The organism is Salmonella sp. NW884, from assembly GCF_051700745.1.
In the GTDB taxonomy this organism is placed as follows: Bacteria; Pseudomonadota; Gammaproteobacteria; order Enterobacterales; family Enterobacteriaceae; genus Salmonella; species Salmonella enterica.
This window is the reverse complement of sequence record NZ_JAMMDE010000002.1, coordinates 451,092-475,612: the sequence shown is the minus strand read 5'-3', so window position 1 is coordinate 475,612 and position 24,521 is coordinate 451,092. Positions and strand designations below refer to the sequence as shown.

General features: G+C 51.9%; 18 protein-coding genes and 2 CRISPR repeat arrays. Of the genes, 4 read left to right on the top strand and 14 right to left on the bottom strand.

Translation table 11 applies throughout. The features are described from left to right. Window positions 1–16: 16 nt before the first annotated feature. The 3 genes from cysC to cysD are packed head-to-tail and all read right to left on the bottom strand — an operon-like array spanning window position 17 to window position 2,966. A complete protein-coding gene (cysC, locus tag NA197_RS06725; RefSeq protein ID WP_001173659.1) occupies window positions 17–622 on the bottom strand; it encodes an adenylyl-sulfate kinase in 606 nt (201 codons plus the stop codon). After that, window positions 609–2,048 carry a sulfate adenylyltransferase subunit CysN gene (gene cysN / locus NA197_RS06720; protein WP_001092269.1) on the bottom strand — a complete coding sequence of 480 codons (1,440 nt, stop codon included), beginning with the start codon at window positions 2,046–2,048 and terminating at the stop codon, window positions 609–611. Before cysN ends, cysC begins: the two co-directional genes overlap by 14 nt. 9 nt (window positions 2,049–2,057) lie before the next feature. After that, on the bottom strand, window positions 2,058–2,966 hold the full coding sequence (cysD, locus tag NA197_RS06715) for a sulfate adenylyltransferase subunit CysD (protein ID WP_000372384.1): 909 nt from the start codon (window positions 2,964–2,966) through the stop codon (window positions 2,058–2,060). Between the two features lie 250 nt (window positions 2,967–3,216). On the opposite strand from cysD, the gene NA197_RS06710 reads away from it, so the two are divergent. Continuing rightward, on the top strand, window positions 3,217–4,263 hold the full coding sequence (locus tag NA197_RS06710) for an aminopeptidase (protein WP_000490481.1): 1,047 nt from the start codon (window positions 3,217–3,219) through the stop codon (window positions 4,261–4,263). A gap of 14 nt (window positions 4,264–4,277) precedes the next feature. Next, a CRISPR array of direct repeats spans window positions 4,278–5,831; the repeat unit is 29 nt; unit sequence CGGTTTATCCCCGCTGGCGCGGGGAACAC. An 84-nt stretch (window positions 5,832–5,915) separates the two neighbouring features. Here the strand turns inward: NA197_RS06710 and cas2e are convergent. From cas2e to casA, 7 genes are read right to left on the bottom strand one after another with little or no spacing between them, the layout of a single operon-like run. Beyond that, window positions 5,916–6,209, bottom strand: a complete 294-nt coding sequence (gene cas2e / locus NA197_RS06705) for a type I-E CRISPR-associated endoribonuclease Cas2e (RefSeq protein ID WP_000062282.1) — start codon at window positions 6,207–6,209, stop codon at window positions 5,916–5,918. 2 nt (window positions 6,210–6,211) lie between these two features. Next, entirely contained in the window at window positions 6,212–7,129 is a 918-nt protein-coding gene (gene cas1e, locus NA197_RS06700) for a type I-E CRISPR-associated endonuclease Cas1e (protein WP_000118674.1), read from the bottom strand. Beyond that, window positions 7,129–7,833, bottom strand: coding sequence for a type I-E CRISPR-associated protein Cas6/Cse3/CasE (cas6e, locus tag NA197_RS06695; protein WP_000281412.1), 705 nt, complete (start codon window positions 7,831–7,833; stop codon window positions 7,129–7,131). The genes cas1e and cas6e overlap by 1 nt, the downstream gene beginning before the upstream one ends. After that, window positions 7,833–8,558, bottom strand: coding sequence for a type I-E CRISPR-associated protein Cas5/CasD (gene cas5e, locus NA197_RS06690; protein WP_000666424.1), 726 nt, complete (start codon window positions 8,556–8,558; stop codon window positions 7,833–7,835). Before cas5e ends, cas6e begins: the two co-directional genes overlap by 1 nt. A 9-nt stretch (window positions 8,559–8,567) precedes the next feature. Continuing rightward, window positions 8,568–9,626 (bottom strand): type I-E CRISPR-associated protein Cas7/Cse4/CasC, encoded by a 1,059-nt coding sequence (gene cas7e / locus NA197_RS06685; RefSeq protein WP_064042864.1) that lies wholly within the window; start codon window positions 9,624–9,626, stop codon window positions 8,568–8,570. 22 nt (window positions 9,627–9,648) lie between these two features. Then, window positions 9,649–10,251, bottom strand: coding sequence for a type I-E CRISPR-associated protein Cse2/CasB (gene casB, locus NA197_RS06680; protein ID WP_000935101.1), 603 nt, complete (start codon window positions 10,249–10,251; stop codon window positions 9,649–9,651). 16 nt (window positions 10,252–10,267) lie between these two features. Next, a complete protein-coding gene (casA, locus tag NA197_RS06675; protein ID WP_064042865.1) occupies window positions 10,268–11,803 on the bottom strand; it encodes a type I-E CRISPR-associated protein Cse1/CasA in 1,536 nt (511 codons plus the stop codon). Between the two features lie 561 nt (window positions 11,804–12,364). Between casA and NA197_RS06670 the strand changes: the two genes are divergently transcribed. Both NA197_RS06670 and sopD read left to right on the top strand, forming a co-directional pair. Next, window positions 12,365–15,064 (top strand): CRISPR-associated helicase/endonuclease Cas3, encoded by a 2,700-nt coding sequence (locus NA197_RS06670; RefSeq protein ID WP_064042866.1) that lies wholly within the window; start codon window positions 12,365–12,367, stop codon window positions 15,062–15,064. A gap of 384 nt (window positions 15,065–15,448) precedes the next feature. Further along, complete coding sequence (sopD, locus tag NA197_RS06665) at window positions 15,449–16,402, top strand: SPI-1 type III secretion system effector SopD (RefSeq protein WP_074181573.1); 954 nt, start codon at window positions 15,449–15,451, stop codon at window positions 16,400–16,402. A 212-nt stretch (window positions 16,403–16,614) separates the two neighbouring features. On the opposite strand, the gene cysH is transcribed toward sopD, so the two are convergent. The 3 genes from cysH to cysJ form a co-directional block, all read right to left on the bottom strand. Next, window positions 16,615–17,349: a phosphoadenosine phosphosulfate reductase gene (gene cysH, locus NA197_RS06660; protein ID WP_000080405.1), complete on the bottom strand. Its 735-nt coding sequence runs from the start codon at window positions 17,347–17,349 to the stop codon at window positions 16,615–16,617. A 75-nt stretch (window positions 17,350–17,424) separates the two neighbouring features. After that, window positions 17,425–19,137, bottom strand: a complete 1,713-nt coding sequence (gene cysI / locus NA197_RS06655) for an assimilatory sulfite reductase (NADPH) hemoprotein subunit (protein WP_064042868.1) — start codon at window positions 19,135–19,137, stop codon at window positions 17,425–17,427. Then, complete coding sequence (gene cysJ, locus NA197_RS06650; RefSeq protein ID WP_064042869.1) at window positions 19,137–20,936, bottom strand: NADPH-dependent assimilatory sulfite reductase flavoprotein subunit; 1,800 nt, start codon at window positions 20,934–20,936, stop codon at window positions 19,137–19,139. Before cysJ ends, cysI begins: the two co-directional genes overlap by 1 nt. A gap of 434 nt (window positions 20,937–21,370) precedes the next feature. Between cysJ and queD the strand changes: the two genes are divergently transcribed. Next, window positions 21,371–21,733 carry a 6-carboxytetrahydropterin synthase QueD gene (gene queD / locus NA197_RS06645; RefSeq protein ID WP_000108313.1) on the top strand — a complete coding sequence of 121 codons (363 nt, stop codon included), beginning with the start codon at window positions 21,371–21,373 and terminating at the stop codon, window positions 21,731–21,733. 89 nt (window positions 21,734–21,822) lie between these two features. On the opposite strand, the gene NA197_RS06640 is transcribed toward queD, so the two are convergent. Further along, on the bottom strand, window positions 21,823–22,620 hold the full coding sequence (locus NA197_RS06640; RefSeq protein WP_064042870.1) for an MBL fold metallo-hydrolase: 798 nt from the start codon (window positions 22,618–22,620) through the stop codon (window positions 21,823–21,825). Window positions 22,621–22,778: 158 nt separating this feature from the next. Beyond that, a CRISPR array of direct repeats spans window positions 22,779–24,333; the repeat unit is 29 nt; unit sequence CGGTTTATCCCCGCTGGCGCGGGGAACAC. Window positions 24,334–24,521: the final 188 nt, after the last annotated feature.

Sequence of the window (24,521 nt, the reverse complement as noted above, 5' to 3'; positions counted from 1 at the left end):
CAAGCCCGGTGGTGTCTCAGGATCTGATAATATCGCGCCGTCTCAGCAGGTCTAATAATTGGGAAACCAAATTTGTTACTAATTGTTCACCATTAAGATGAACCTGTGGCGAGTCAGGCGCTTCGTAAATGGCGTCGATACCGGTAAAGTTACGCAACTCGCCCGCGCGCGCTTTTTTATACAACCCTTTAGGATCGCGCTGTTCACAGATAGCCAGCGGCGTATTGACATAAATCTCGATAAAACGATCGTGGCCGACGCGCTCTTTTACCAGTTGCCGCTCGGCGCGGTGCGGAGAAATAAATGCCGTCAAAACAATCAGGCCGGCGTCCGCCATCAGACTGGCCACTTCGCCTACCCGCCGGATATTTTCCTGGCGATCGGCATCGCTAAAGCCTAAATCACGGCATAAACCGTGGCGCACATTATCGCCATCCAACAGGTAGGTACTGACGCCACGGTGATGTAACGCCTCTTCCAGCGCGCCGGCCACCGTTGACTTTCCCGAACCGGAGAGTCCGGTAAACCACAGCACCACGCCACGGTGGCCGTGGAGCTGTTCACGAGCGGCGACAGTAACGGGATGAGAGTGCCAGACCACGTTCTCATCATGCAGCGCCATGTTTATCTCCCAGCAAATCGCGGGCGTCCCAGTGCGGAAAATGACGGCGTACCAGCGCATTCAGCTCCAGCTCAAACGCACTGTATTCCACGGGCGGCGTCGCTCCGCGTTCGTCCAGTTCCCGCACCATGCCAGCGCCCACGGTGACGTTAGAAAGTCGGTCGATAAAAATCAACCCGCCCGTCACCGGATTTTGCTGATAAATATCCAGCGCGAGCGGCTCATCGAATGTCATCTCCACCAGACCAATACCGTTTAACGGCAGACTCTCGACGTCTCGTTGGGTCAGATTGTTGATATCAATCTGATAGCGAATAGCCTCGATACGCGCGCGGGTTTTCTTGCCCGCGAGTTTAACGTCGTAGCTTTGGCCCGGCGCCAGCGGCTGTTCCGCCATCCATACCACATCGATCGCGGCGTGCCGCGCAGGTGCCAGCGTCTCGTTTGCCGCCAGCAGCAGATCGCCGCGGCTAATATCAATGTCGTCGTTGAGTACCAGGGTAATGGCTTCGCCCGCACAGGCTTCTTCTTTATCGCCATCAAAAGTGACGATACGCGCCACGCTGGATTCCACGCCGGACGGCAGCACTTTAATGCGCTCTCCGACTTTGACGCTACCAGACGCCAGAGTGCCGGCATACCCCCGAAAATCAAGATTCGGGCGATTGACGTATTGTACCGGAAAGCGCATCGGCTGACGGTCTACCGCACGCTGTATGTCTACCGTTTCCAGGACTTCCAGCAGCGTCGGACCGCTGTACCAGCGCATATTGGCGCTCTGCGCGGCGACATTATCCCCTTCCAGCGCCGAAAGCGGGACAAAGCGAATATCCAGATCGCCCGGCAACTGTTCAGCAAAGGTCAGATAATCTTCACGAATACGGGCGAAGGTCTCTTCGCGGTAGTCAACGAGATCCATTTTGTTGATTGCCACCACCAGGTGTTTGATCCCCAACAGAGTGGAGATAAAGCTATGGCGACGCGTCTGATCCAGCACGCCTTTACGCGCGTCGATCAGTAGGATCGCCAGATCGCAGGTGGACGCCCCGGTCGCCATATTACGAGTATATTGTTCATGGCCCGGCGTGTCGGCGATAATAAATTTTCGTTTTTCCGTGGAGAAATAGCGGTACGCGACGTCAATAGTAATGCCCTGCTCACGCTCGGCCTGTAGCCCATCTACCAGCAGCGCCAGATCGAGTTTTTCTCCCTGCGTGCCATGACGTTTACTGTCATTATGCAGAGAAGAGAGCTGATCTTCATAAATTTGCAGGGTATCGTGCAGCAAACGACCTATCAACGTACTTTTACCGTCATCAACGCTGCCACAGGTTAAAAAACGCAGCAGGCTTTTGTGTTGTTGGGCCATCATCCAGGCTTCGACGCCGCCTTCATTGGCGATTTGTTGTGCAAGTATGGTGTTCATGGCGGCTCCTTAGAAATACCCCTGACGTTTTTTAAGCTCCATCGACCCCGCCTGATCGCGGTCAATCATCCTCCCCTGGCGCTCGCTGGTGGTAGAAACCAGCATCTCTTCGATAATTTCCGGCAGCGTTTGCGCGTGGGATTCCACCGCCCCGGTGAGCGGCCAACAGCCAAGTGTACGGAAGCGCACCATCCTTTTTTTGATGACTTCGCCAGGCTGGAGATCGATACGATCGTCATCCACCATCATCAACATGCCGTCACGTTCCAGAACCGGGCGTTCAGCAGCCAAATACAGCGGCACGATGTCGATGTTTTCCAGCCAGATGTATTGCCAGATATCCTGCTCTGTCCAGTTGGAGAGCGGGAAGACGCGTATACTTTCGCCTTTATTAATCTGACCGTTATAGTTACGCCACAACTCTGGACGCTGATTTTTCGGGTCCCAGCGATGGAAACGGTCACGAAAGGAGTAAATACGTTCTTTCGCACGGGATTTTTCCTCATCGCGCCGTGCGCCGCCGAACGCGGCATCAAAACCGTACTTATTCAGCGCCTGCTTTAACCCTTCGGTTTTCATAATGTCGGTGTGTTTAGCGCTACCGTGAACGAACGGATTGATGCCCATCGCCACGCCTTCCGGATTTTTATGTACCAGCAATTCGCAGCCGTATGCGTTGGCGGTACGATCGCGAAAGGCGTACATCTCACGGAATTTCCAACCGGTATCAACGTGCAATAGCGGGAACGGTAACGTACCCGGATAAAACGCCTTACGCGCCAGATGCAGCATGACGCTGGAGTCTTTACCAATGGAGTACAGCATGACCGGATTAGCGAATTCCGCTGCCACTTCACGGATAATGTGGATACTTTCCGCCTCCAGTTGCCGCAGGTGGGTGAGTCGTTTTTGATCCATAACCGTTCCTTTGCAATACCGTTTTTTGCTAAACATTTCGATTACACGACTATAGGGAGCGCAGGAGAGTGAATGAAATGACGAATTGGAATGAGTAGTTCCTCAAAGGAATAACGCGGCCCAAAAACCAATATCAAAAAATGCTTAACGTACCGGATTGCCAGCATTTAGGAGCAAATGAAATTGTATTAACACGATCGCGGTTTCATACTAGCCCCGTAAAATTTTGTTCTGTATTTAAGGACTCATTATGTTTTCCGCAACGCGCCGCTTTGCCGTCATTCTGGCGCTCGGCGTAGGCTTTATCCTTCCTGCACAAGCAGCATCACCAGGGCCTGGTGAAATAGCGAATACTCAGGCACGACATATCGCCACCTTTTTTCCCGGGAGAATGACTGGCTCCCCCGCCGAGATGTTGTCTGCCGATTATTTACGCCAACAATTTACCCAGATGGGATACCAAAGCGATATTCGAACGTTTAATAGCCGATTTATTTATACCACGAAGGATAATCGCAAAAACTGGCATAACGTGACGGGCAGTACGGTCATCGCCGCCCATGAAGGGCGCGTGCCGCAACAGATCATCATTATGGCGCATCTGGATACGTACGCTCCGCAGAGCGACGCTGATGTCGATGCCAATCTGGGCGGTTTAACGTTACAGGGAATGGATGATAATGCCGCGGGATTAGGCGTTATGCTGGAACTGGCGGCGCGTCTGAAAGATATACCGACCCATTACGGGATTCGTTTTATCGCCACCAGCGGGGAAGAAGAGGGAAAGCTAGGCGCGGAAAATTTACTCAAACGAATGAGTGACGCTGAGAAGAAAAATACGCTGCTGGTGATTAATCTCGATAACCTGATTGTTGGCGACAAGCTCTATTTTAATAGCGGGAAAAATACGCCTGAAGCGGTGCGTACACTGACCCGCGATCGGGCATTAGCGATTGCGCGCCGTTATGGTATCGCCGCCAACACCAATCCGGGACGCAATCCATCCTACCCCAAAGGAACGGGTTGCTGTAATGATGCGGAGGTTTTCGATAAAGCGGGAATATCGGTGCTTTCTGTTGAGGCGACGAACTGGAATCTGGGTAAAAAAGACGGATACCAGCAACGCGTGAAAAATGCATCCTTCCCGAACGGCAATAGCTGGCACGACGTACGGCTTGATAATCAACAGCATATTGACAAGGCGCTGCCTGGGCGAATTGAGCGCCGTAGCCGCGATGTAGTGCGGATAATGCTGCCGTTGGTAAAAGAGCTGGCGAAGGCGGAAAAAACGTCCTGATATGCTGGTGAAACGTGTTTATCCCCGCTGACGCGGGGAACACGCTTCGAGTGATGGAAAGACAGGAGTTGTCTTCGGTTTATCCCCGCTGGCGCGGGGAACACGCTGGTCTGACGATAACGCCGGACCGCAGCTGCGGTTTATCCCCGCTGGCGCGGGGAACACACTGCTATCGCTATTGCAAAAGACTATGCCAGCGGTTTATCCCCGCTGGCGCGGGGAACACTAATACACATAGTTATTGTCGCAACTGCCAGACGGTTTATCCCCGCTGGCGCGGGGAACACCCCCATGTCCAGCCCGTTTTTTTAATCTGGTCCGGTTTATCCCCGCTGGCGCGGGGAACACACTCCCCGTCTGCCAGCGCCTTGATTTCCATACGGTTTATCCCCGCTGGCGCGGGGAACACAACATCAATCCGGCGTTTTACTGTCATGTTTGCGGTTTATCCCCGCTGGCGCGGGGAACACGGGACACGGTAGCGTTTCAGGGTATCCTGGTACGGTTTATCCCCGCTGGCGCGGGGAACACGACTTGCCTTGTTTCCCCGGCCACTTCCGGGGCGGTTTATCCCCGCTGGCGCGGGGAACACGTAGTCGGCGTCCGTCATGTTGTCGATTTTCTCGGTTTATCCCCGCTGGCGCGGGGAACACGATGCGTACTGCGATGAATGGGGCGAGGATTGAGGTTTATCCCCGCTGGCGCGGGGAACACAAAAAAGAAGAAATTCTCACCTATATGATCCGCGGTTTATCCCCGCTGGCGCGGGGAACACTGCGTTTGATATCAGTCTGCATTTTTACCCGCCGGTTTATCCCCGCTGGCGCGGGGAACACCAAATTTTATCGCTGTTAATGATTTCAATGGCCGGTTTATCCCCGCTGGCGCGGGGAACACTATTAACATTTCTGATGGCGGCGTCACGCAGTCGGTTTATCCCCGCTGGCGCGGGGAACACAAATGAGTTGCTGCACCCGCGACTAAACTGGTCGGTTTATCCCCGCTGGCGCGGGGAACACCTTCGGCTCGCAGTAGTATTCCTCCCGGGCATCGGTTTATCCCCGCTGGCGCGGGGAACACTATTTATCACAGCAATAGCGGTGTTAGCAGTGCGGTTTATCCCCGCTGGCGCGGGGAACACCAAGCCGTGAAAATGAATAACCATGCCGATCCCGGTTTATCCCCGCTGGCGCGGGGAACACAGCACCTGGGGCTATTCTTTCCCCAGGATCGCCGGTTTATCCCCGCTGGCGCGGGGAACACTGCAATGGCGGCAAAAGACGACAAAACGCGCCCGGTTTATCCCCGCTGGCGCGGGGAACACCATCACCGGCACGGCCATAGAATTACCGATCGCGGTTTATCCCCGCTGGCGCGGGGAACACCATCTTACACGGCCCGAACTACAGGCCAGATGCGGTTTATCCCCGCTGGCGCGGGGAACACGCTGATGAATCCGATCACGCGGATAAGCTCATCGGTTTATCCCCGCTGGCGCGGGGAACACGTCAGCGTGTTCTTTATTTAACCCCCTGCACGCGGTTTATCCCCGCTGGCGCGGGGAACACTCTAAATCTACCCAATTGAATTTAAATACTTTTTTAGCACACAAAAAAACCACCAACTTTTCCTAATTTTTAAAGATCTCTAACTTATTGATTTTCAACAGGTAGAAACGACACCAATCGCAGTCCATCAAGATCTACCGGAATACGTCGATTTACACCAAAAGTCTGAAACTCAAAACCTGATTCTGTATTTGTCGCCCACGCCATAACAACATTTCCCTCATCTGCCAGAACGGAAACCTGTTGCCATATCATCTCGCGGATCTTTGCGGAAACATCACCAACATACACACCAGCTCGAATTTCCAGTAACCAGACGGCCAGCCTCCCCCGCAGACGAGGAGGAACATTTTCGGTAACGACAACCAGCATACTCATCGTTAGGTACTCCGATGACCGGAATCTCCCAACGCAACAGGAAGAGGGATCGCTATGGGTTGTGAATCTTCAGGAGGTAACGGCGGTTGAATTTCCCCTGCCGCGAGAACATCTTCAATAAGAGGAATCAATTTCGCCAATGTTTTTCCACTGCGGAAGATATCCCGGCAGGCAATACGGACATCACGATCAGGCTCGGCAGGATTACGTCGCGCAATTTCAAATGCTTTCGGTACAACGGTCTCAAATTTAATGATATCGGCAATATCATAGACAAAAGAAAGCGGCTTGCCGGTGTGCACAAATCCAATCGCGGGCGCATATCCGGCAGCCAGTATTGCCGCCTCCGTTACGCCATAGAGGCAGGAGGTTGCCGAGCTGATACACTGATTAATGACATCGCCTTTCTCCCAGTCTTTCGGATCGTAGCGACGTCCCTGCCATTTCACGCCATACTGCTTAGCAAGTAGTGCATAGGTTGCCCGCACACGGCTCCCCTCAATACCACGCAATTGATCTACAGAACGACGGCTCGGCGCGGGTTCGCCAAAACGTAATTCAAACATTTTACGCACGACCTTCAGCCGCAAATCTTCATCCAGTGCAAGTTTCGCCTGATAAAGCAATTTGTCGGAACGGGCACCACCAGGCTGCCCCGAAGCGTAAACGCGTACGCCCGCTTCCCCCACCCACACCAGTAACGTACCCACCGTTGCCGCAAGTCGCACGGCGGCATGGGAAACCCGCGTCCCCGGTTCCAGCATGATGCAGGCCACCGATCCAACAGGAATATGGGTACGTACACCCGTTTTATCGATAAGCACAAACGCACCGTCGATCACATCTATTTGTCCGTACTGGAGAAATATCATCGAAACACGGTCTTTCAACGGGATGGGATTCAGCGGCAGCCAGCTCATCAGCGTTTCCTTTTTACCATCAGCATTCCGCAGCCCAGCGCTTTACTTTTACCTAATCCGGAAAATAAAGCCTGTTTAAACAGTGCTGCATCGGTGATACAGAGCGCACCGCTAAAATCAACGCTACTGAAAGTGATTGGGGTTTCCTGGTCTTTACGGACAAAACGATGCTGCTGATACGCTTGCACGCATCCACAATGCGCCTGCAATTCACTGTACTCGTCACCAGCCCACATAGCGAAATCATCAGGTTCCGGTGCAATCAACCGGAAACCATGCTGCTGCCCTTGTTGTTCCAGCCACGCCTGCGCGGCCTGCTGTTGAAGCTCCCACCACCGCTCTTTCTCCACACCATTCGCCTTCGCCTGATGTTTCGCGTTCATCATCACGTCACTGCGCTTACCGTTACGGGTTATCACCGGGTTAGCTCGTAGTTGAAAATCAAGCTCAAGACCATTTGTCAGTTGCGGATTAAATGGTTTGGTTTCAATAAGAAACAGGGAGTGCTGCAATAACGGCGGTATTGCCGAGAGCATAAAAAAGCCGCCATGCGCCTCTTCGCGAAACAGAAACTGACGCAATTCCTGTTCCGGAAAGAGCTGCCATAACCACTGGTGGCTGGCATAAGGCCTGGCTGAATTCCACTTTGCCAACATCTCCGGTCGCAAATTATTAAACCGGAGTTGAATACGAGAAAGATACATTATGTTCTCTCCTGCAACGGCCCATTGAAGCGGGTGTAGCCGCCAAACTGCCAGCGTTGGCGGCTAACTGGCTGGTTATTGCTATGCTGCTTTTGTTGCCAGACCAGACTCTCCTCATCAGGATCATCCCAATAACAAATGCCCTCACGCAGGGTAAATCCACTTAATTCTGCTGCGGAAATCTCCTCCACAGCATGGGTGAATACCTCTTTTAAGGTGCCGGTCATTAAACGCGCCGCTAACGGTAACGCCAGCGGGCAGGATTTTCTCCCCAGATAGAGCGGAAAATGCGGTGTCAGCAGCGCCTCTCGCAATTCGCTAAGCGAATGTGGTGCATCAGGCGTGGCGCTTATTGCCACATGCCAGTAGCCGTCGCAGCGATATTCTCGCTGCGAGATAAGCGTCCCCACTTCATCCGGCGCGAGAGTCAGTTCATCCCGGCGCGTGTAATAACGATACTTTTTGTTTTCTCGCGGCGCGCTAACCGTGTGATAATCTCGCAGCCAACGATCTTGTGAAGCCAACGCGTGCACCGCCAGATGATAGTGCCGGTTAAAGTTATTCAGCCGCGCTTCTTCGTCGCGACGAATTCCTAACGCTGCGGCAAGCAGACCCAATAGCGCAGAGCGCGTGGGAACCGTAGCTGAGTGGCGAATCTCGCCAGACGCTTCTTCCCCCCACGACGCCAGCGGCGCATAAAGCTGAAAAACCAGATATTCCTTCATTATTCATCCTTACTGGCTAACAAAGGCCAGTAATTCCGCCAGAGATCCCGTACCTTCCTGAACGTTCAACTCGCGATAATCGTCTGCACAGTTTCCGTATACGCTATCGAAGCTGGCGCGCTGCTGTTTTAAACGGGTTATTGCCGCAGGAATTTGATCGGTATCGCGCACTGGCTGGAAAAATGCCGCCGCCAGAGAACGCGGTTGTTTTTGCCCGACTTCGGCCAACGCATAGGTGGCATAGGCACGAGAAGCGAAGCTGTTTTGTTTACCGGTTGGCGAGACGGTTAACGCTGTTTCAGTGAGTGCCGCGATAGTACGCTTCGCCAGTTCTTCGTTACCACCCAGGTTTTCCACCAGCAGATCGCGGCTGATACAGACATAGGTATAGAAAAGCGCCGAGGCAAAACCCTGCTCGCCCATATGCCCGGAACCTGCGTCTTCCTCTTTATTATTCAGATCGTCAACGGCGGTGAAAAAATCAGACTCAACGGTCACGGCACTTACGCCCAACGCATGGGATACCTGACAAGCAGCCTCGACGTTGAACTCAGGCGATGACGCCAGCATACGGCCAAACAGCGCCATATCTACGCTACGCTGCTCTTTGCGCAACAACTCCACTTCTTCATCGTTAGGTTCGCGTTTGTCGGCAATTAGCGTATCAACCAGTTGCTTAATCAAACTAATTTCATGGTTACTGACGTGAACGATCTGCTCAATTTCGAGATTTTTTTCTTCGGGCGCATTTTTATCACTCTTTAACTTGCCAAATTGCGCAGCAATTTTCTCCGCTGCGCTTTTCGCTATTTTCCCGGTAACGCCAGCGGCAATCATCGGACGATAAACATAATCCACGCCAATTCGACGAGTACGCTTACCCATAAATCCATCCATCGCGCCTTCAAAGGTTTCCGATACGCGCCAGGCGCGTTTCAGGCTTTGCGATGATACGCGCAGACGCTCTACGCCGCCCATATACGCTGTTTTCGGTCGCCCAGAGTCATCACGGTTCAGGTTAGCGGGCGCATAAGCAGTCAATAAATGCAGTTGAATAAAAGTTGTCATTATCAAATCCTTCTAAAAATGATTATTTGCCACGCGACGTGGAAAGATATTCGTTCGCCCAACGGATGCGATTTCGTTCAAAGGGGGTACGGAATTCCGGCTGATGGTTTTCGCGTCGTTGCCACTCTTCCATCCACAGGAAAATGCCATCGGCAAGTGAAAGAACATTCACCCCCTCCGTACCGCGAATCTTCACTGCCTGAATCAACAACTGGCAAAATGTTTCCGGGTCGGACGCTTTTTGCAAACGTTCAAAACGCAGAACAGAAACGCACGGCGTAGAACCGTTAAGCTTTTCCCCTAACTGCGCAGCGAAACTAATATTCTCCTTATGACTCTTAATATGCACAGCGACGCTGACAAACAGCGCCAGAGCCATCTCATCAAGAGGTTGCAGTCGCATATGTTTAAGCAGCGTCTGGCGGAGGGCGTCATACCCTTCACATATCATTACGCCATATGGCGGCGCCATTCTTTTCAACTCAGCCCGCCAGACGCGACCGTTGACTCGTTTACCATCCTTGCGCTCATAACGCTCAGACAACGTAGCAAACCAGTCAAGTAGCGCCTTCTGCGCATCGGGGTGGAGAATTCTGCATAACGCTGCGGTATTGCTGTTCAGCATATTTGGCTTCCTTCTGTTATTCGACCAGCGCCAACACATCCTTGCGCGCTTTATGTTTACGATAACTGCTGGCTAAATCCTGTCGGGCCGTCAGCTGGCGCTGCAGGATATCGTCCGGGCAGTCGGGGTTGGTCAGGGCATCACGGTCAAAAACGTGAAATAGATAGTGTGCTAATTCCGCCTCCCACTGACTTACTGCGTGACGAGTCTGCGTATCCTGCCGAAGCGGATCGACAGCCAGCGCCTCTTGCAACTCCCGAAAAGCGGGTTCGGTTTCCTGCCAGAAGGCGATATCCACCATACTGAAATCCATTTTGGCTTCTTTCGGACAATCGAATTTGGCGCTTTTTAGCGCATTTCTCAGCAGTGACAGCGCTTCTGATGCCAGCACCAGCACGGTGTTAAGTGCAGCGAGAAATTGCTCTTCATGGGAAACGCTAATGAGCGGAATTCGGTGCTGATACCAACAGCGAGCCTTGGCGTTATCCATATCAAATGCAAAACACCACAGGCTCATATTGTTCCGCTGTCCGGCGGCACGAACGACCTTCGCAGGCTGCATTTTGTTGAACTTATCCTCGCGATTAAGCATCAGCCCCAGCCAGTCTTTATAACTTAACCCGCCCGGCTGCCCTTTAAACGCCAGCCAGGGTGCGGATGGATCTTTCAATGCCTGCCGATATGGGGAGAAGGGATGTAGCCAACTGTCGTACTGAACGCCATAATTTTTACTACGCATTTGCAGTAGCAGTGATTCGTGATGCTCCCCGCACAAATCGCAGATACCTGCCACAGTGTGAGTGAAATCCAGTTCTATGCGTCGCGGCATCCCCCAGTAGGCTTGCAATGGGTGCGAGTTATCCGGCGTGACCACATTTCCCGCTTTTTCGCTGGTTTTCGTCGGCGCAAGCCAGGGAAAAATGAGTGGATGCTGTGTAACATTCGGCGGCTCTTCCTGCGGCAAAACGTTAAGCCAAAGTTTTTTCCATAGTGGATATTTATCTTCTTCCTGCGGTACCACCAGCGTAGTCAGCGGACCACCGCCGCGCATCCCTACCCGGTAACCCGCCCCGCCGGCAGGTGAATTGGTTTGAATCGCAAATAGCGCTATCGCCGCGCAGTGGGGGCAAATTTGCTCCACATTGCCACGTTTTACAAAATGATCTTTATTGAGCTTGAGCGTATTACCGCCCGGCGCATCCACCAGCAGCCCGGCAATAGAACCATATTCACTATCGAGAGGATCAAAACTTTGCAGGAAGGAAGGTTTTTGCTCGCCGAACTGTAGAGCCAGAGAAATCGTATTTAACGCCTTCTCCCATTGTTCGAATTCGATACCGTCATGCCAGATATCCGCCCATTCTTCTTTATCTTCCGGCGCGATGGTACATTGTAAAATACCAATCAGCATTTGCCATGCTGCCCCCTGGAAATCGGGCCGGGGGTATGCAAGATCCTGAATGCGGTTATCCAGAAGATCGCGTAATGATATTCTCGTTTTTTCGCCGCTTGAGAATATGACGGGAAGCCATTTTTCCGTAATTAAATTCATCCAGTTTCTCCAGAATAACTGGCCCCAAAGGGCCAGTGCATTACAAACGCCTCAAACCGGCCAAGAGAAATGCAAACATCAACATCATTTCCTCATGACTGAACGTCAAAGAAACCATCATTTATCGCTTCCTTTTCAGGCACTGATGATCTGAACGCCCATTCCATAGTAAGATGCAGTTGTCGAAGCTGCCCCGGTGTTGGACGTTCTATATCCAGAAACCACCTCAACACTGGGGCCTTTCTGTTGAAGTGATGGTAGCAACATGATCTCAAATGATCAAAGAAAATTTTAAGGCTACATGGTACCTCAAACATAAGGCTACATGGTACCTCATATGACACCCAAAACTCAGACCAATTGCATTTATAATTTGTGCTATCCTTTTCCTGTAAGTTCCCCGCGAGGCGAGCGCAGGGATGAACCGGCTACTTGGTAGCCTCAAACGACGTTCCCCGCGTCAGCGGGGATAACCTTGGCTGAACCCAAAAACACCTAGCCAACTTTTCTTATCTCACATTAAAATTGACGTCATTGTACCCTCCTCCCAACAGGAAAAAGATGACGCAGATGGAATATCTGAACTACCTCCGGTATTGGGGGAAAACCAATAAATCAAACAAAGATATAACCCCCCCTTATCATTTACTGGCATACCATTGCCTTGATGTTGCTGCCTGTGGTTATTACATAATTAAAAATAATATTTTTGACTCTAGAAGTATCTTAGAAAAATGTGGAATAATCGGTACAAATGCAGAAAACTGGATAATCTGGTTTCTTGCCAGCCACGATATCGGAAAATTCGCCAGAGGATTTCAAAAATACGCCGAATTCCCAGACTCTCCCTTAGTCTCTCCCGTTAGCGGTGTTTCCGCATTTGAGAGACATGATTCCTTAGGCTTCTATTTATGGGGTAAATTATTTGAAGCGTGGAGTTCAGGAAGTAATGAAATTATCGCAGGCATTGAACCAGAAAACCGCAACAGGTTTGAAAGCGCTTTAAATAGCTGGATGCTTATTAGCACCGGGCACCATGGCATCCCGCCGGACACCATGAAAAACAGAAGCTCGCTGGCATTCACCGATGAAGACATTGTCGCAGCAACGCATTATCTGGAAGCATTAAGTGAATTATTTCCTTTCACTCTACCTCAGGAGTGGAAAACCAAAGCAGGGAGAAAATGTTTAAAACAGCACAGTTGGTTTTTCGCTGGGCTTGTCACCCTTGCCGACTGGATGGGCTCGGATGAAAGCCAGTTTCCACTGCTCAGCAGCGCCATGCCATTGAAAGATTATTGGCCTCTCGCTTGTGAAAAAGCCCAACAGGCCATCCTCCGAATGCCGCCGTTATCTCAGCACAGCCATTATCAAGATCACCGGGCATTATTTCCGTTCATTCAGACACTCACCCCTCTTCAACAACGAGCAAGCGAACTGGATATTTCAGCACCCGGTGCACAACTGGTTGTCCTGGAAGACGTTACCGGAGCAGGCAAAACAGAGGCCGCGCTGATTCTGACTCACCGCTTAATGTCAGCCAATAAAGGCCACGGTCTCTACGTTGGGTTGCCGACAATGGCCACCGCAAACGCCATGTATCAGCGCCTGGCATCGGCTTATCATGCGCTATTTACCGATGAGTCCAGGCCATCGCTCATCCTGGCACACGGTGGGCGAGAAATGTCGGACTCTTTCCGACAATCCATCTGGCAGCCAACAGAAAATATAGCTGAAGATTATGCCCGTGATGATGGCAACGCGACTACTGAGTGCCATACCTGGTTTGCAGATTCACGCAAAAAAGCGCTGCTGGCGGAAGTCGGCGTAGGTACTCTGGATCAACTCTTAATGGCGGTGATGCCTTTTCGCCATCAATCACTCCGATTGCTAGGGATGCGCGACAAAATCCTGCTGCTGGATGAAGTGCACGCCTATGATGGTTATATGGTTAAATTGCTGGAAGGTTTATTGCGCTTCCATGCCGCCCAGGGCGGTAGCGCTATTATTCTGAGCGCCACTCTTCCCGCCGCTTTACGGGAAAAATTACTTAATGCGTTTAGCGATGGCGCGGGATTTATGAGCGCTGGTGGTAGCGATAACGCGGGTTATCCATGGTTAAGCCACCTCACTTCCTCCGGTCTGTTAGAGCAACCACTGGCCACACGTCCCGAAGTCCAAAGGACTGTAGCCGTTAATTGGATACAGCAGCGCCAGGAAGCACTGGACATTATTTATCGCGTTGTGGCAACCGGACAGTGCATTTGTTGGATCCGCAACACGGTTGATGATGCGCTGGATACTTACCAGCAGTTGCTACACGAGGGAATCGTTCCACAGCAGGATCTTTTGCTTTTCCACAGCCGTTTTGCTTTTATCGATCGTATTGCTATTGAAAATAAAACGTTAAACTGGTTTGGTAACAATGCCCCCGTTTCTGAACGACGTGGTAAGGTATTAATCGCCACACAAGTCGTTGAACAAAGTCTCGATCTGGACTTTGACTGGATGATCACCGATCTGGCGCCGATTGATTTATTGATCCAGCGCGCCGGTCGCCTGCAACGCCATATCCGCGATGCCCATGGGCAACGAAAATCTACGCTTCCGGATGAACGCCAGCCACCAGTATTGCATATTCTGGCCCCTCACTGGCAGGAGCAGGCAGAAGAGGGCTGGTTGGGGCAAGAGCTAAAAGGTACCGGCTTTGTTTACGCCGATCATGCCTGCCTGTGGCGTACACAGGCGCTGCTGCGTCAACATGGTGAGATCCGTATGCCGGATAATGCCAGAGCACTCGTTGACGGCGTATACGAGCAGAAAATTGCTGCGCCAGCAGGCTTGCAGACGATCTCTGACGTTGCCTTTGGCAAAGTCCTTAGCCAACGTTCAGTGGCTGCGCAAAATTTATTACGTTACGATCTCGGTTACGATCGAGAAGCCAGCGACTTTTTATGGGATAAAGATAGAGAATTTTCTACCCGTCTGGGTGAAGAGAGTGTTGATGTTTATCTCGCCAGAAAAGACATTGATGGACAGCTACGCCCTTTAGTTGATGAAATAGATTTCTGCTGGGAAAAAAGTCGCTTATCCGTCCGAAAATCATGGTGGCAAAAAAATTCTGGTACATTCCAATGTCCAGATGAGGAAACATTAGCCTGTTTCAGAAAACGCCACCATCGCCCTTCCGGACAGATTGTGCTGGTATCTGATGCCGGAGAAGCTAGCTATTACAGTAAACGTTTTGGATTGGTTGGATAACAGGTATTATTCTAACTCCGTTGTATAGAGAAGTTATTACATTAGATTCACTAAAATCTTTGTAGCTTCTCTATCTACATCCATTTCCATGAATACCTTTAATTAATTAAATTTAACTACTTCATTTCATCATACTTTATCTCTCAGCATCAACACCATTCATGACAAACCAAAATTTAAAAAAAACGACCATTTTCGGCGAATCATCTACCTTTTGTCTGAATTATCGTCACCACAAAGGATTACCAACCATAAATGTGCTGTATTAATAATGTCGTTCAAATTCTCTCCTGTAGTAAACTTTATCTGTTTAATAAAAAAGAGAGAATTGAACGATATATTTTACTCCGGATATTGAATAATATAAATTTGAAGGAAAATATTATGCCAGTCACTTTAAGCTTCGGTAATCATCAAAATTATACGCTTAATGAAAGTCGGCTTGCTCATCTGTTAAGCGCAGATAAAGAAAAAGCAATCCATATGGGGGGCTGGGATAAAGTCCAGGATCATTTTAGAGCGGAAAAAAAGGACCATGCGCTGGAAGTGTTACACTCCATCATTCACGGGCAGGGCCGTGGTGAACCTGGAGAGATGGAAGTTAACGTAGAGGATATAAATAAAATTTACGCCTTTAAACGGCTACAACATCTGGCCTGCCCGGCTCATCAAGATCTGTTTACTATCAAGATGGACGCTTCTCAGACACAATTTTTACTTATGGTCGGCGACACGGTGATCAGCCAAAGCAATATTAAGGACATCCTTAATATATCAGATGATGCAGTGATAGAATCTATGAGTAGAGAGGAGAGACAATTATTTTTACAAATATGTGAGGTGATTGGTGCGAAGATGACCTGGCACCCGGAATTACTTCAGGAGTCGATTTCAACTCTACGAAAAGAAGTGACGGGAAATGCACAAATCAAAACGGCGGTTTATGAGATGATGCGTCCCGCAGAGGCTCCAGACCACCCGCTTGTCGAATGGCAGGACTCACTTACTGCAGATGAAAAATCAATGCTGGCCTGTATTAATGCCGGTAACTTTGAGCCTACGACTCAGTTTTGCAAAATAGGTTATCAGGAGGTACAAGGTGAAGTCGCTTTTAGCATGATGCATCCGTGCATCTCCTATTTACTACATAGCTATTCACCGTTTTCAGAGTTTAAACCAACAAATTCTGGTTTTTTAAAAAAACTTAATCAGGATTATAACGACTATCATGCAAAAAAAATGTTTATTGATGTAATTCTTGAAAAACTATATCTAACCCATGAACGTTCTTTGCACATTGGTAAAGATGGGTGCAGTCGTAATATATTACTGACATAAAGATAGTCAGTAATATACCCTTCATACTTCAAGTTGCTTATGTGTTGGCTACGCTCGTTCACCCCAGTCACATAGTTATCTATGCTCCTGGGGACTCACTCCCTTGCCGCCTTTAACCAACTCGAATTATTTTGGGTATATAACCAATTTAAAATCCGGCTGCCTGCCGGATTTTTCATAACAGCAAGTATAATCATACCGCGTAAGGACAATCACCCTTCATGCAGCCCGCACTCGCGCTTCAGCCCGAAGAAGCGTGTCTCTTCTTCCGCCATGCCCGGCTCCCACTTGCGGGTGGTGTGCGTATCGCCCACCGACAGATAGCCCTGATCCCACAGCGGATGGTATTTCAGGCCATGCTTTTGCAGGTACTGGTAAACGGTGCGATTATCCCAGTCGATAATCGGTAGCACTTTAAACACGCCGCGCTGGATAGCGAGAACGGGTAAATGCGCGCGGCTACCGGACTGCTCGCGACGCAGACCCGCAAACCAGGTCTGCGCGTTTAACTCTTTGAGCGCCCGGTTCATCGGCTCGACTTTGTTGATCTCATTGTATTTCTCAATGCCCTCAACGCCCTGCTCCCACAGCTTGCCGTAGCGCGCTTCCTGCCAGGCCGGACTTTCGCCCGCGCGGTAAACTTTCAGGTTGAGTTTGAGTTTGTCCGTTAGCTCATCAATAAACTGGTAGGTTTCCGGGAACAAATAGCCGGTATCGGTGAGGATCACCGGGATATCCGGGCGAATCTGGTTCACCAAGTGCAGGCTCACCGCCGCCTGGATGCCAAAGCTTGAGGAGAGCACGTATTCGCCGGGCAGATTTTCCAGCGCCCAGGCCACGCGTTCTTCGGCGCTCAGTTTTTCCAGTTGGGCGTTGGTTTCCGCCAGAGCCATTACGCGATCGACTTTTGGCAGTTCATTCAATGCGTTGAGATCGAGTTGGGACATGAGTTCCTCACTGTTTGCCTTGCCTGATGGCGCTGTGCTTATCAGGCCTACACAGACGCCATCCGGCAATTCAGGTTATTCCCAGAAATCACGCGCGGGATCGAGCACCGGGCGAATGATGCCCGCACGCACCGTAAAGTCGCCGAAGCCTTCACCCGCTTCACGCTCTTTCGCCCAGCGCCCAATCAGTTCATCCAGCGAGGCCAGAATATCCGGCTCGGCGATATTTTCTTTATACATCCGTGGGATACGACTCCCGATGCGGTTGCCACCAAGATGCAGGTTATAACGACCAGGCGCTTTCCCTACTAAGCCAATTTCCGCCAGCATCGCGCGACCACAGCCGTTCGGGCAGCCGGTCACGCGCATCACGATATGCTCATCAGGAATACCGTGTTTTTCCAGAATCGCTTCCACTTTGTCCGTGAACGACGGCAGGAAACGCTCGGCTTCCGCCATTGCCAGCGGGCAGGTCGGGAACGATACACAGGCCATTGAGTTTTCACGCTGCGCGCTCACCGCATTCATCAGCCCATGATCGCGCGCCAGCGTCTCGATCTTCGCTTTCTGACTTTCCGGCACGCTGGCAATAATCAGGTTCTGGTTAGCGGTAATACGGAACTCGCCCTGATGAATCTTCGCGATCTCCAGCAGGCCGGTTTTCAGCGGGCGCCCCGGATAATCCAGGATACGACCGTTTTCGATAAACAGCGTCAGGTGCCAGTTGTTGTCGATCCCTTTCACCCAACCGATGCGATCGCCGCGACCGGTAAACTCATACGGGCGGATCGGCTCGAATTTGATCCCCGCGCGACGCTCCACTTCTTCTTTGAACGTGTCGACACCGACGCGCTCAAGCGTGTATTTGGTTTTCGCATTTTTACGATCGGTACGGTTCCCCCAGTCACGCTGGATTGTCACCACCGCTTCCGCCACCGCCAGCGTATGCTCCAGCGGTAGATAGCCAAACTCGCTCGCGGTACGGGCATACGTTTTCTTATTACCATGCTCAATAGACAGACCGCCGCCCACCAGCAGGTTAAAGCCGACCAGCTTGCCGTTCTCGGCAATCGCCACAAAGTTCATGTCGTTGGCGTGCAGATCGATATCATTTTGCGGCGGGATCACCACCGTGGTTTTAAATTTACGCGGCAGATAGGTTGCGCCGAGGATCGGTTCTTCGTCAGTGGTCGCGACCTTCTCCTGATCGAGCCAGATCTCCGCATACGCACGGGTGCGCGGCAGCAGATGTTCGGAGATCTTCTTCGCCCACTCGTAGGCTTCCGCGTGCAACTGCGATTCGTACGGGTTGGAGGTGCACAGCACGTTACGGTTCATGTCGTTAGCGGTTGCCAGCGCATCCAGCCCCACCGAGTGCAGCATCTGGTGCACCGGCTTAACGTTCTTCTTCAGAATGCCGTGGAACTGGAAGGTCTGACGGTTGGTCAGACGGATACTGCCATAAATCGTGTTATCCGCCGCGAATTTATCGATCGCCTGCCATTGCGTCGTAGTAATCACCCCGCCCGGCAGACGGCAGCGCAGCAGCATGGCGTGGCGCGGCTCCAGCTTCTGCGCCGCACGCTCGGCGCGAATATCGCGGTCATCCTGCTGATACATGCCATGAAAGCGTATTAGCAGGAAGTTGTCGCCTTTAAAACCGCCGGTGAGACCGTCGTTCAGATCTTCCGCAATGGTACCGCGCAGGTAGTTGCTTTCCAGCTTCATGCGCTCGGCATCGGACAGTTTACCTTCGACCACCAGTGGGCCTGGATGTTTTTCGCTCATTAGTAGACATCTCGCTGATAACGGCGCTCCACGCGCAGCTCACTTAAATATTCATCTGCCGATTCGAGGTCCATACCGCCGAATTCAGCGATCACTTCCAGCAATGCTTTTTCGACATCTGCGGCCATGCGCCTGGCGTCGCCGCAGACATAAATATGCGCGCCATCATTGATCCAGCGCCACAGCTCGGCGCCCTGTTCACGCAGCTTGTCTTGTACGTAAATTTTTTCTTTTTGATCGCGTGACCAGGCCAGATCGATCCGGCTCAGCACGCCTTCTTTCACGTAGCGCTGCCACTCCACCTGATAGAGGAAATCTTCGGTAAAGTGCGGGTTGCCGAAGAACAGCCAGTTCTTGCCTTCCGCCCCTTCCGCCGCACGCTGTTGCATAAAGGCGCGGAACGGCGCGATGCCGGTACCAGGGCCAATCATAATGACCGGCGTTTCCGGGTTCGCTGGCAGGCGGAAGTTATCGTTATGCTCAATAAAGACGCGCACTTCGCCCTCTTCTTCCACGCGGTCGGCGAGGAAGCTGGAGGCGCCACCGGCGCGGGCGCGGCCTTCAATGTCATAACGAACCACGCCAACGGTGACGTGGACTTCGTTTTCAGTTTCCGCCTGCGAAGAGGCGATAGAGTACAGACGCGGCGTCAGCGGGCGCAGCAGGTCGATTAGCGCCTGAGCATCCAGCTGCGCCGGAGAGAAACGCACCATATCAACAATGGGCGTGGTCGCGGCGTAGTGCTGGAGCTGCGCTTTGTCGCCCACTAATGGCAACAGCGACTCACTGCGCGTCAGGGTCGCGTAGTTCTCAACAATGTTGGCGGTATTCACCGTCAGCTCGAAGTGCCACTCCAGCGCTTCGGCGAGCGGCAGGGTTTTACCATCAACCGTCACCGGCTCATCGCCTTTCAGCCACAGCAACTCAACCAGTTCCTTCACCAGAGCCGGATCGTTCTGATACCAGACGCCCAGCGCATCGCCCGGCTGGTAACGCAGACCGGAGTCGCCTAAATCAATCTCAATATGACGAACGTCTTTTTCCGAGTTGCGACCGGTGATTTTCTGATTCACGGAGAGGGTCGCGGTCAGCGGCGCGTCTTTGGTATAGGGGCTGGTGTGGATGTCGTTTACCGCGCCAGTAGCGACGGATTGCGAAGGTGCCGCGACAGGTGCGCGGGACTTCAGAACATCAACCACGCGGGCGCGCCATTCGCTGGCAGCTGCCTGATATTCAACGTCAGCATCGACACGGTCGAGCAGACGTTCACCGCCCAGTTCCGCCAGTTTGCTGTCGAAATCTTTTCCGGACTGGCAGAAAAATTCATAAGAGGTGTCGCCGAGGCTAAACACGGCAAAAGCGGTGTTTTCCAGTTTCGGCGCTTTTTTCGAGAACAGGTATTTATGCAGCGCGACGGCCTCTTCCGGCGGCTCGCCTTCTCCCTGGGTGGACGTCACTATCACCAGCAGTTTTTCACTGGCAATCTGTTTGAATTTGTAGTCGCCGGCGTTCACCAGTGTCACATTAAGGTTGGCCGCCAGCAGATCATCACGCAGCGCTTCCGCCACACGACGCGCGTTGCCGGTTTGCGAAGCGGAGATAAGCGTAACCCCCGGCATCTTCCCCTCAGGAGCAGGCGTGACGGCAACAGCGCCTGAGCGCGGGTTCAGTACGCCCCAAAAATAGCCGGAGACCCAGGCAAGCTGTTCGGGAGTAAGGTCGGTTGTCGCGGCCTGAAGGCGCGCCAGTTGCTCCGGATTAAGCGGAAGCAACCCAGTCAGTGGAGCCGGTGTCGTCATGCGTCGTTATGTTCCAGTAAGCAAAGCGGATCTATACACAAAATCATTCAAGTTCGCTGTAGCCAGACTGTAAGCTGATCGCGCCCCAGGAGCGTACATAAATACGTGACTGGGGCGAGTAAACGCAGTCAACACAGATGCGGCTTGAAGGATGAAGTGTATAAGCGATAAATCCCAAACTAAGGATAAGGGTAACGGTGAGAGGAATAACAATTAAAGAAGGGTTGGAAATAACAAATAACCAAATGAACTAACCTGTTTTAGTTATCGTTATTAACGCCAAAATCGATTTTATAATTGATTGATAATTATTAAATTTTCTGGAAATTCTTAAATTAATTGCCCGTCACAAGGCGGAGAATGGTTTTAGTTAATGATAAAAAATGCGCTTTCCGGTACCCTACGGCGGTTTTTTTATTGCCTGAGAGTTCATCATGTCCACCACGTTGTATAAAGATTTCACCTTTGAAGCCGCTCACCGCCTGCCTCACGTGCCTGAAGGGCATAAGTGCGGCCGCCTGCACGGACACTCGTTTATGGTGCGTCTCGAAATTACCGGTGAAGTCGATCCGCATACCGGTTGGATTATGGATTTCGCGGATCTCAAAGCGGCGTTTAAACCGACTTACGATCGTCTTGATCACTACTATCTGAATGATATTCCAGGGCTGTCCAATCCCACCAGCGAAGTGCTGGCAAAATGGATTTGGGATCAGGTTAAGCCCGTCGTGCCGCTACTGAGCGCCGTGATGGTGAAAGAGACCTGTACAGCCGGCTGCGTCTATCGCGGCGAATAAGGTTTATTAACGCGTGGGCTGGATGGCAAATTGATTCCAGCCTATCCACACGACGTTTTATCAGTGAAAACATTGTCCAGCGCGCGGTGTTAAAAACGCAGCACATCACCGGTTGCAGGTGCGGTTATTTCCGGTAGCCACAACCGCCCCCAGGCCCCTGTACAGTGACAACCGCATAGTTTTTCAGGTTTTTGTTCTTGCAGAAAGCGCCTGACTCGCCACAGCGTGAACGGTGATGCGCAGCGGAGATGAAATCCGCCGACAAGCGCGTAAATCCGCTTTATACCAGTAATATTCTGACAGTGCCGGACAATATTTGCGATCCCCCGATGCCCGCATCCCGTAATGATGACTAATCCTTTTGTCGATTGGTAAATCAGTACGCCCTCATCCAAAATAGAGTCCGGCTCCGCATCGTGGCCGCCAAAAATGCCGTAGGCTTCAGGCGCGACCACCGGTATTTCCCCTGACCAGATAAAGTTTTCGCCAATCGGCAGGGGGTCACGCGTGTACATCATTCGATAGCGTGAATAGTCCACCTCACACGACAATTTTTTTATTTTTCGGGTAATACCGAGAAAAGTCATTGCCGCATAACGTTCGCGCGCAATATCGGGATGGCAGATGATTCGACTGTTGTCAGGAAGCCACGGCACGCCGCCGCAATGATCGTAATGACCATGCGAAAGCACCACAGCAGACACATCGGACAGGTCGATCCCCATCGCCGACGCGTTTTGCATAAAACTGCCATCAGGGCCGGTATCGAACAAGATAGACGTAGACTCATCCTCGACCAACAGGCTTAATCCTGGCCGGGCCTTCAACGATTTATCCGCTCCAGCTCCCTTATGATTTTCGAGCAATACCCTGATCCTTAACGCCATGGCCTTCTCCTGTATAAAAGCCTCCCCGGGAAAACGCGGCCTTTTTACTTTACAGGTTTGTAGCAGCCATTACTGGTACACAGATTATGATTATGCAACGGCTATCCTTGTTGGCGCGGGGAACACTAACTCATCACATCCGCGTCAGACCTCGTGACCGGTTAATCCCCGCTGGCGCGGGGAACACGACAACGCATCAAGACCGATATACACCACGCCCGGTTTATCCCCGCTGGCGCGGGGAACACCCGGACAACAGTGACACCTGTAAATTCTGCGCCGGTTTATCCCCGCTGGCGCGGGGAACACAGCAAACTCAGTGGCAGCGGCGGTGCAGTTTTCGGTTTATCCCCGCTGGCGCGGGGAACACTTTGTCCAATCTGAATGGTTCAGGTTTCGCGTCGGTTTATCCCCGCTGGCGCGGGGAACACGCCTGCGCCGCGTTCAGAAATCGATTAAAGCGTCGGTTTATCCCCGCTGGCGCGGGGAACACTCATTCCAGGTCACAAGCCCATTTTGCTTACCCGGTTTATCCCCGCTGGCGCGGGGAACACCCCACGACAAATCGCGGGCACAAAAAAAGCCGCGGTTTATCCCCGCTGGCGCGGGGAACACGAAAATTAAGCGCGTGCCGCCTGGTTGCAGATCGGTTTATCCCCGCTGGCGCGGGGAACACTGGGGTGTTAGTGGCCGGTGCCATTGCCGTGGCGGTTTATCCCCGCTGGCGCGGGGAACACGATCTGAAGCTGGGCCTGATCGACCTCAAACACGGTTTATCCCCGCTGGCGCGGGGAACACCGCTGCGTTTCCTTGCCATTCATAGACAGGCGCGGTTTATCCCCGCTGGCGCGGGGAACACCCGGTGAGCAATACGGATTTTCCTAGCCAGCGCGGTTTATCCCCGCTGGCGCGGGGAACACCCAACGGCCGCCGCTATTGCAGATTTTCCATTCGGTTTATCCCCGCTGGCGCGGGGAACACTCTTCTGTGTTTAGTTCGCTGTCCAGCCAGGCCGGTTTATCCCCGCTGGCGCGGGGAACACTTATTAGTGAGCTGCGGGCTAAATATAGCGATCGGTTTATCCCCGCTGGCGCGGGGAACACGGTCTGGCCTGGTTTAGCCCTGACTGCCGTCACGGTTTATCCCCGCTGGCGCGGGGAACACTTTTGTCATTAACAAATTCAAACGTCACGATGCGGTTTATCCCCGCTGGCGCGGGGAACACCAGTGACTACAAATGACGAACGTAACGCCACACGGTTTATCCCCGCTGGCGCGGGGAACACTGAATTAAACGCAAGTTAATCCTTTTGGTTTTCGGTTTATCCCCGCTGGCGCGGGGAACACGCCTCTGCACCATCGTACCCCCAAACCCTGCACGGTTTATCCCCGCTGGCGCGGGGAACACCTCATCCTTACGATATCCAACAAATTGGTTATCGGTTTATCCCCGCTGGCGCGGGGAACACGGCTGTACACGAAATCCAGTGAGTTAAATGGTTGGTTTATCCCCGCTGGCGCGGGGAACACGCCATTGCGTTGTGCAAGGGGCTGAATGATGTAGGTTTATCCCCGCTGGCGCGGGGAACACATCAGCCGAGAAACGCTCAATTGCGGACACATCGGTTTATCCCCGCTGGCGCGGGGAACACACCTTCTCAGTGATTAATGGCTAAAGAATCATCGGTTTATCCCCGCTGGCGCGGGGAACACACTAAACGTATATCATTGTTTATAAACTACTTTTTATCAGCACCACATTCTACCAACATAATCGCAGCAATTTAAATTATTAAAGAACAGCTAATTTGCTGATTTTGATGCAAAAAAGTTTATAGAATGATTTTTTCTTTAAATTTACCAAAATAGCGTGATCCGTGCATCGCTATGGAAAAATTTAT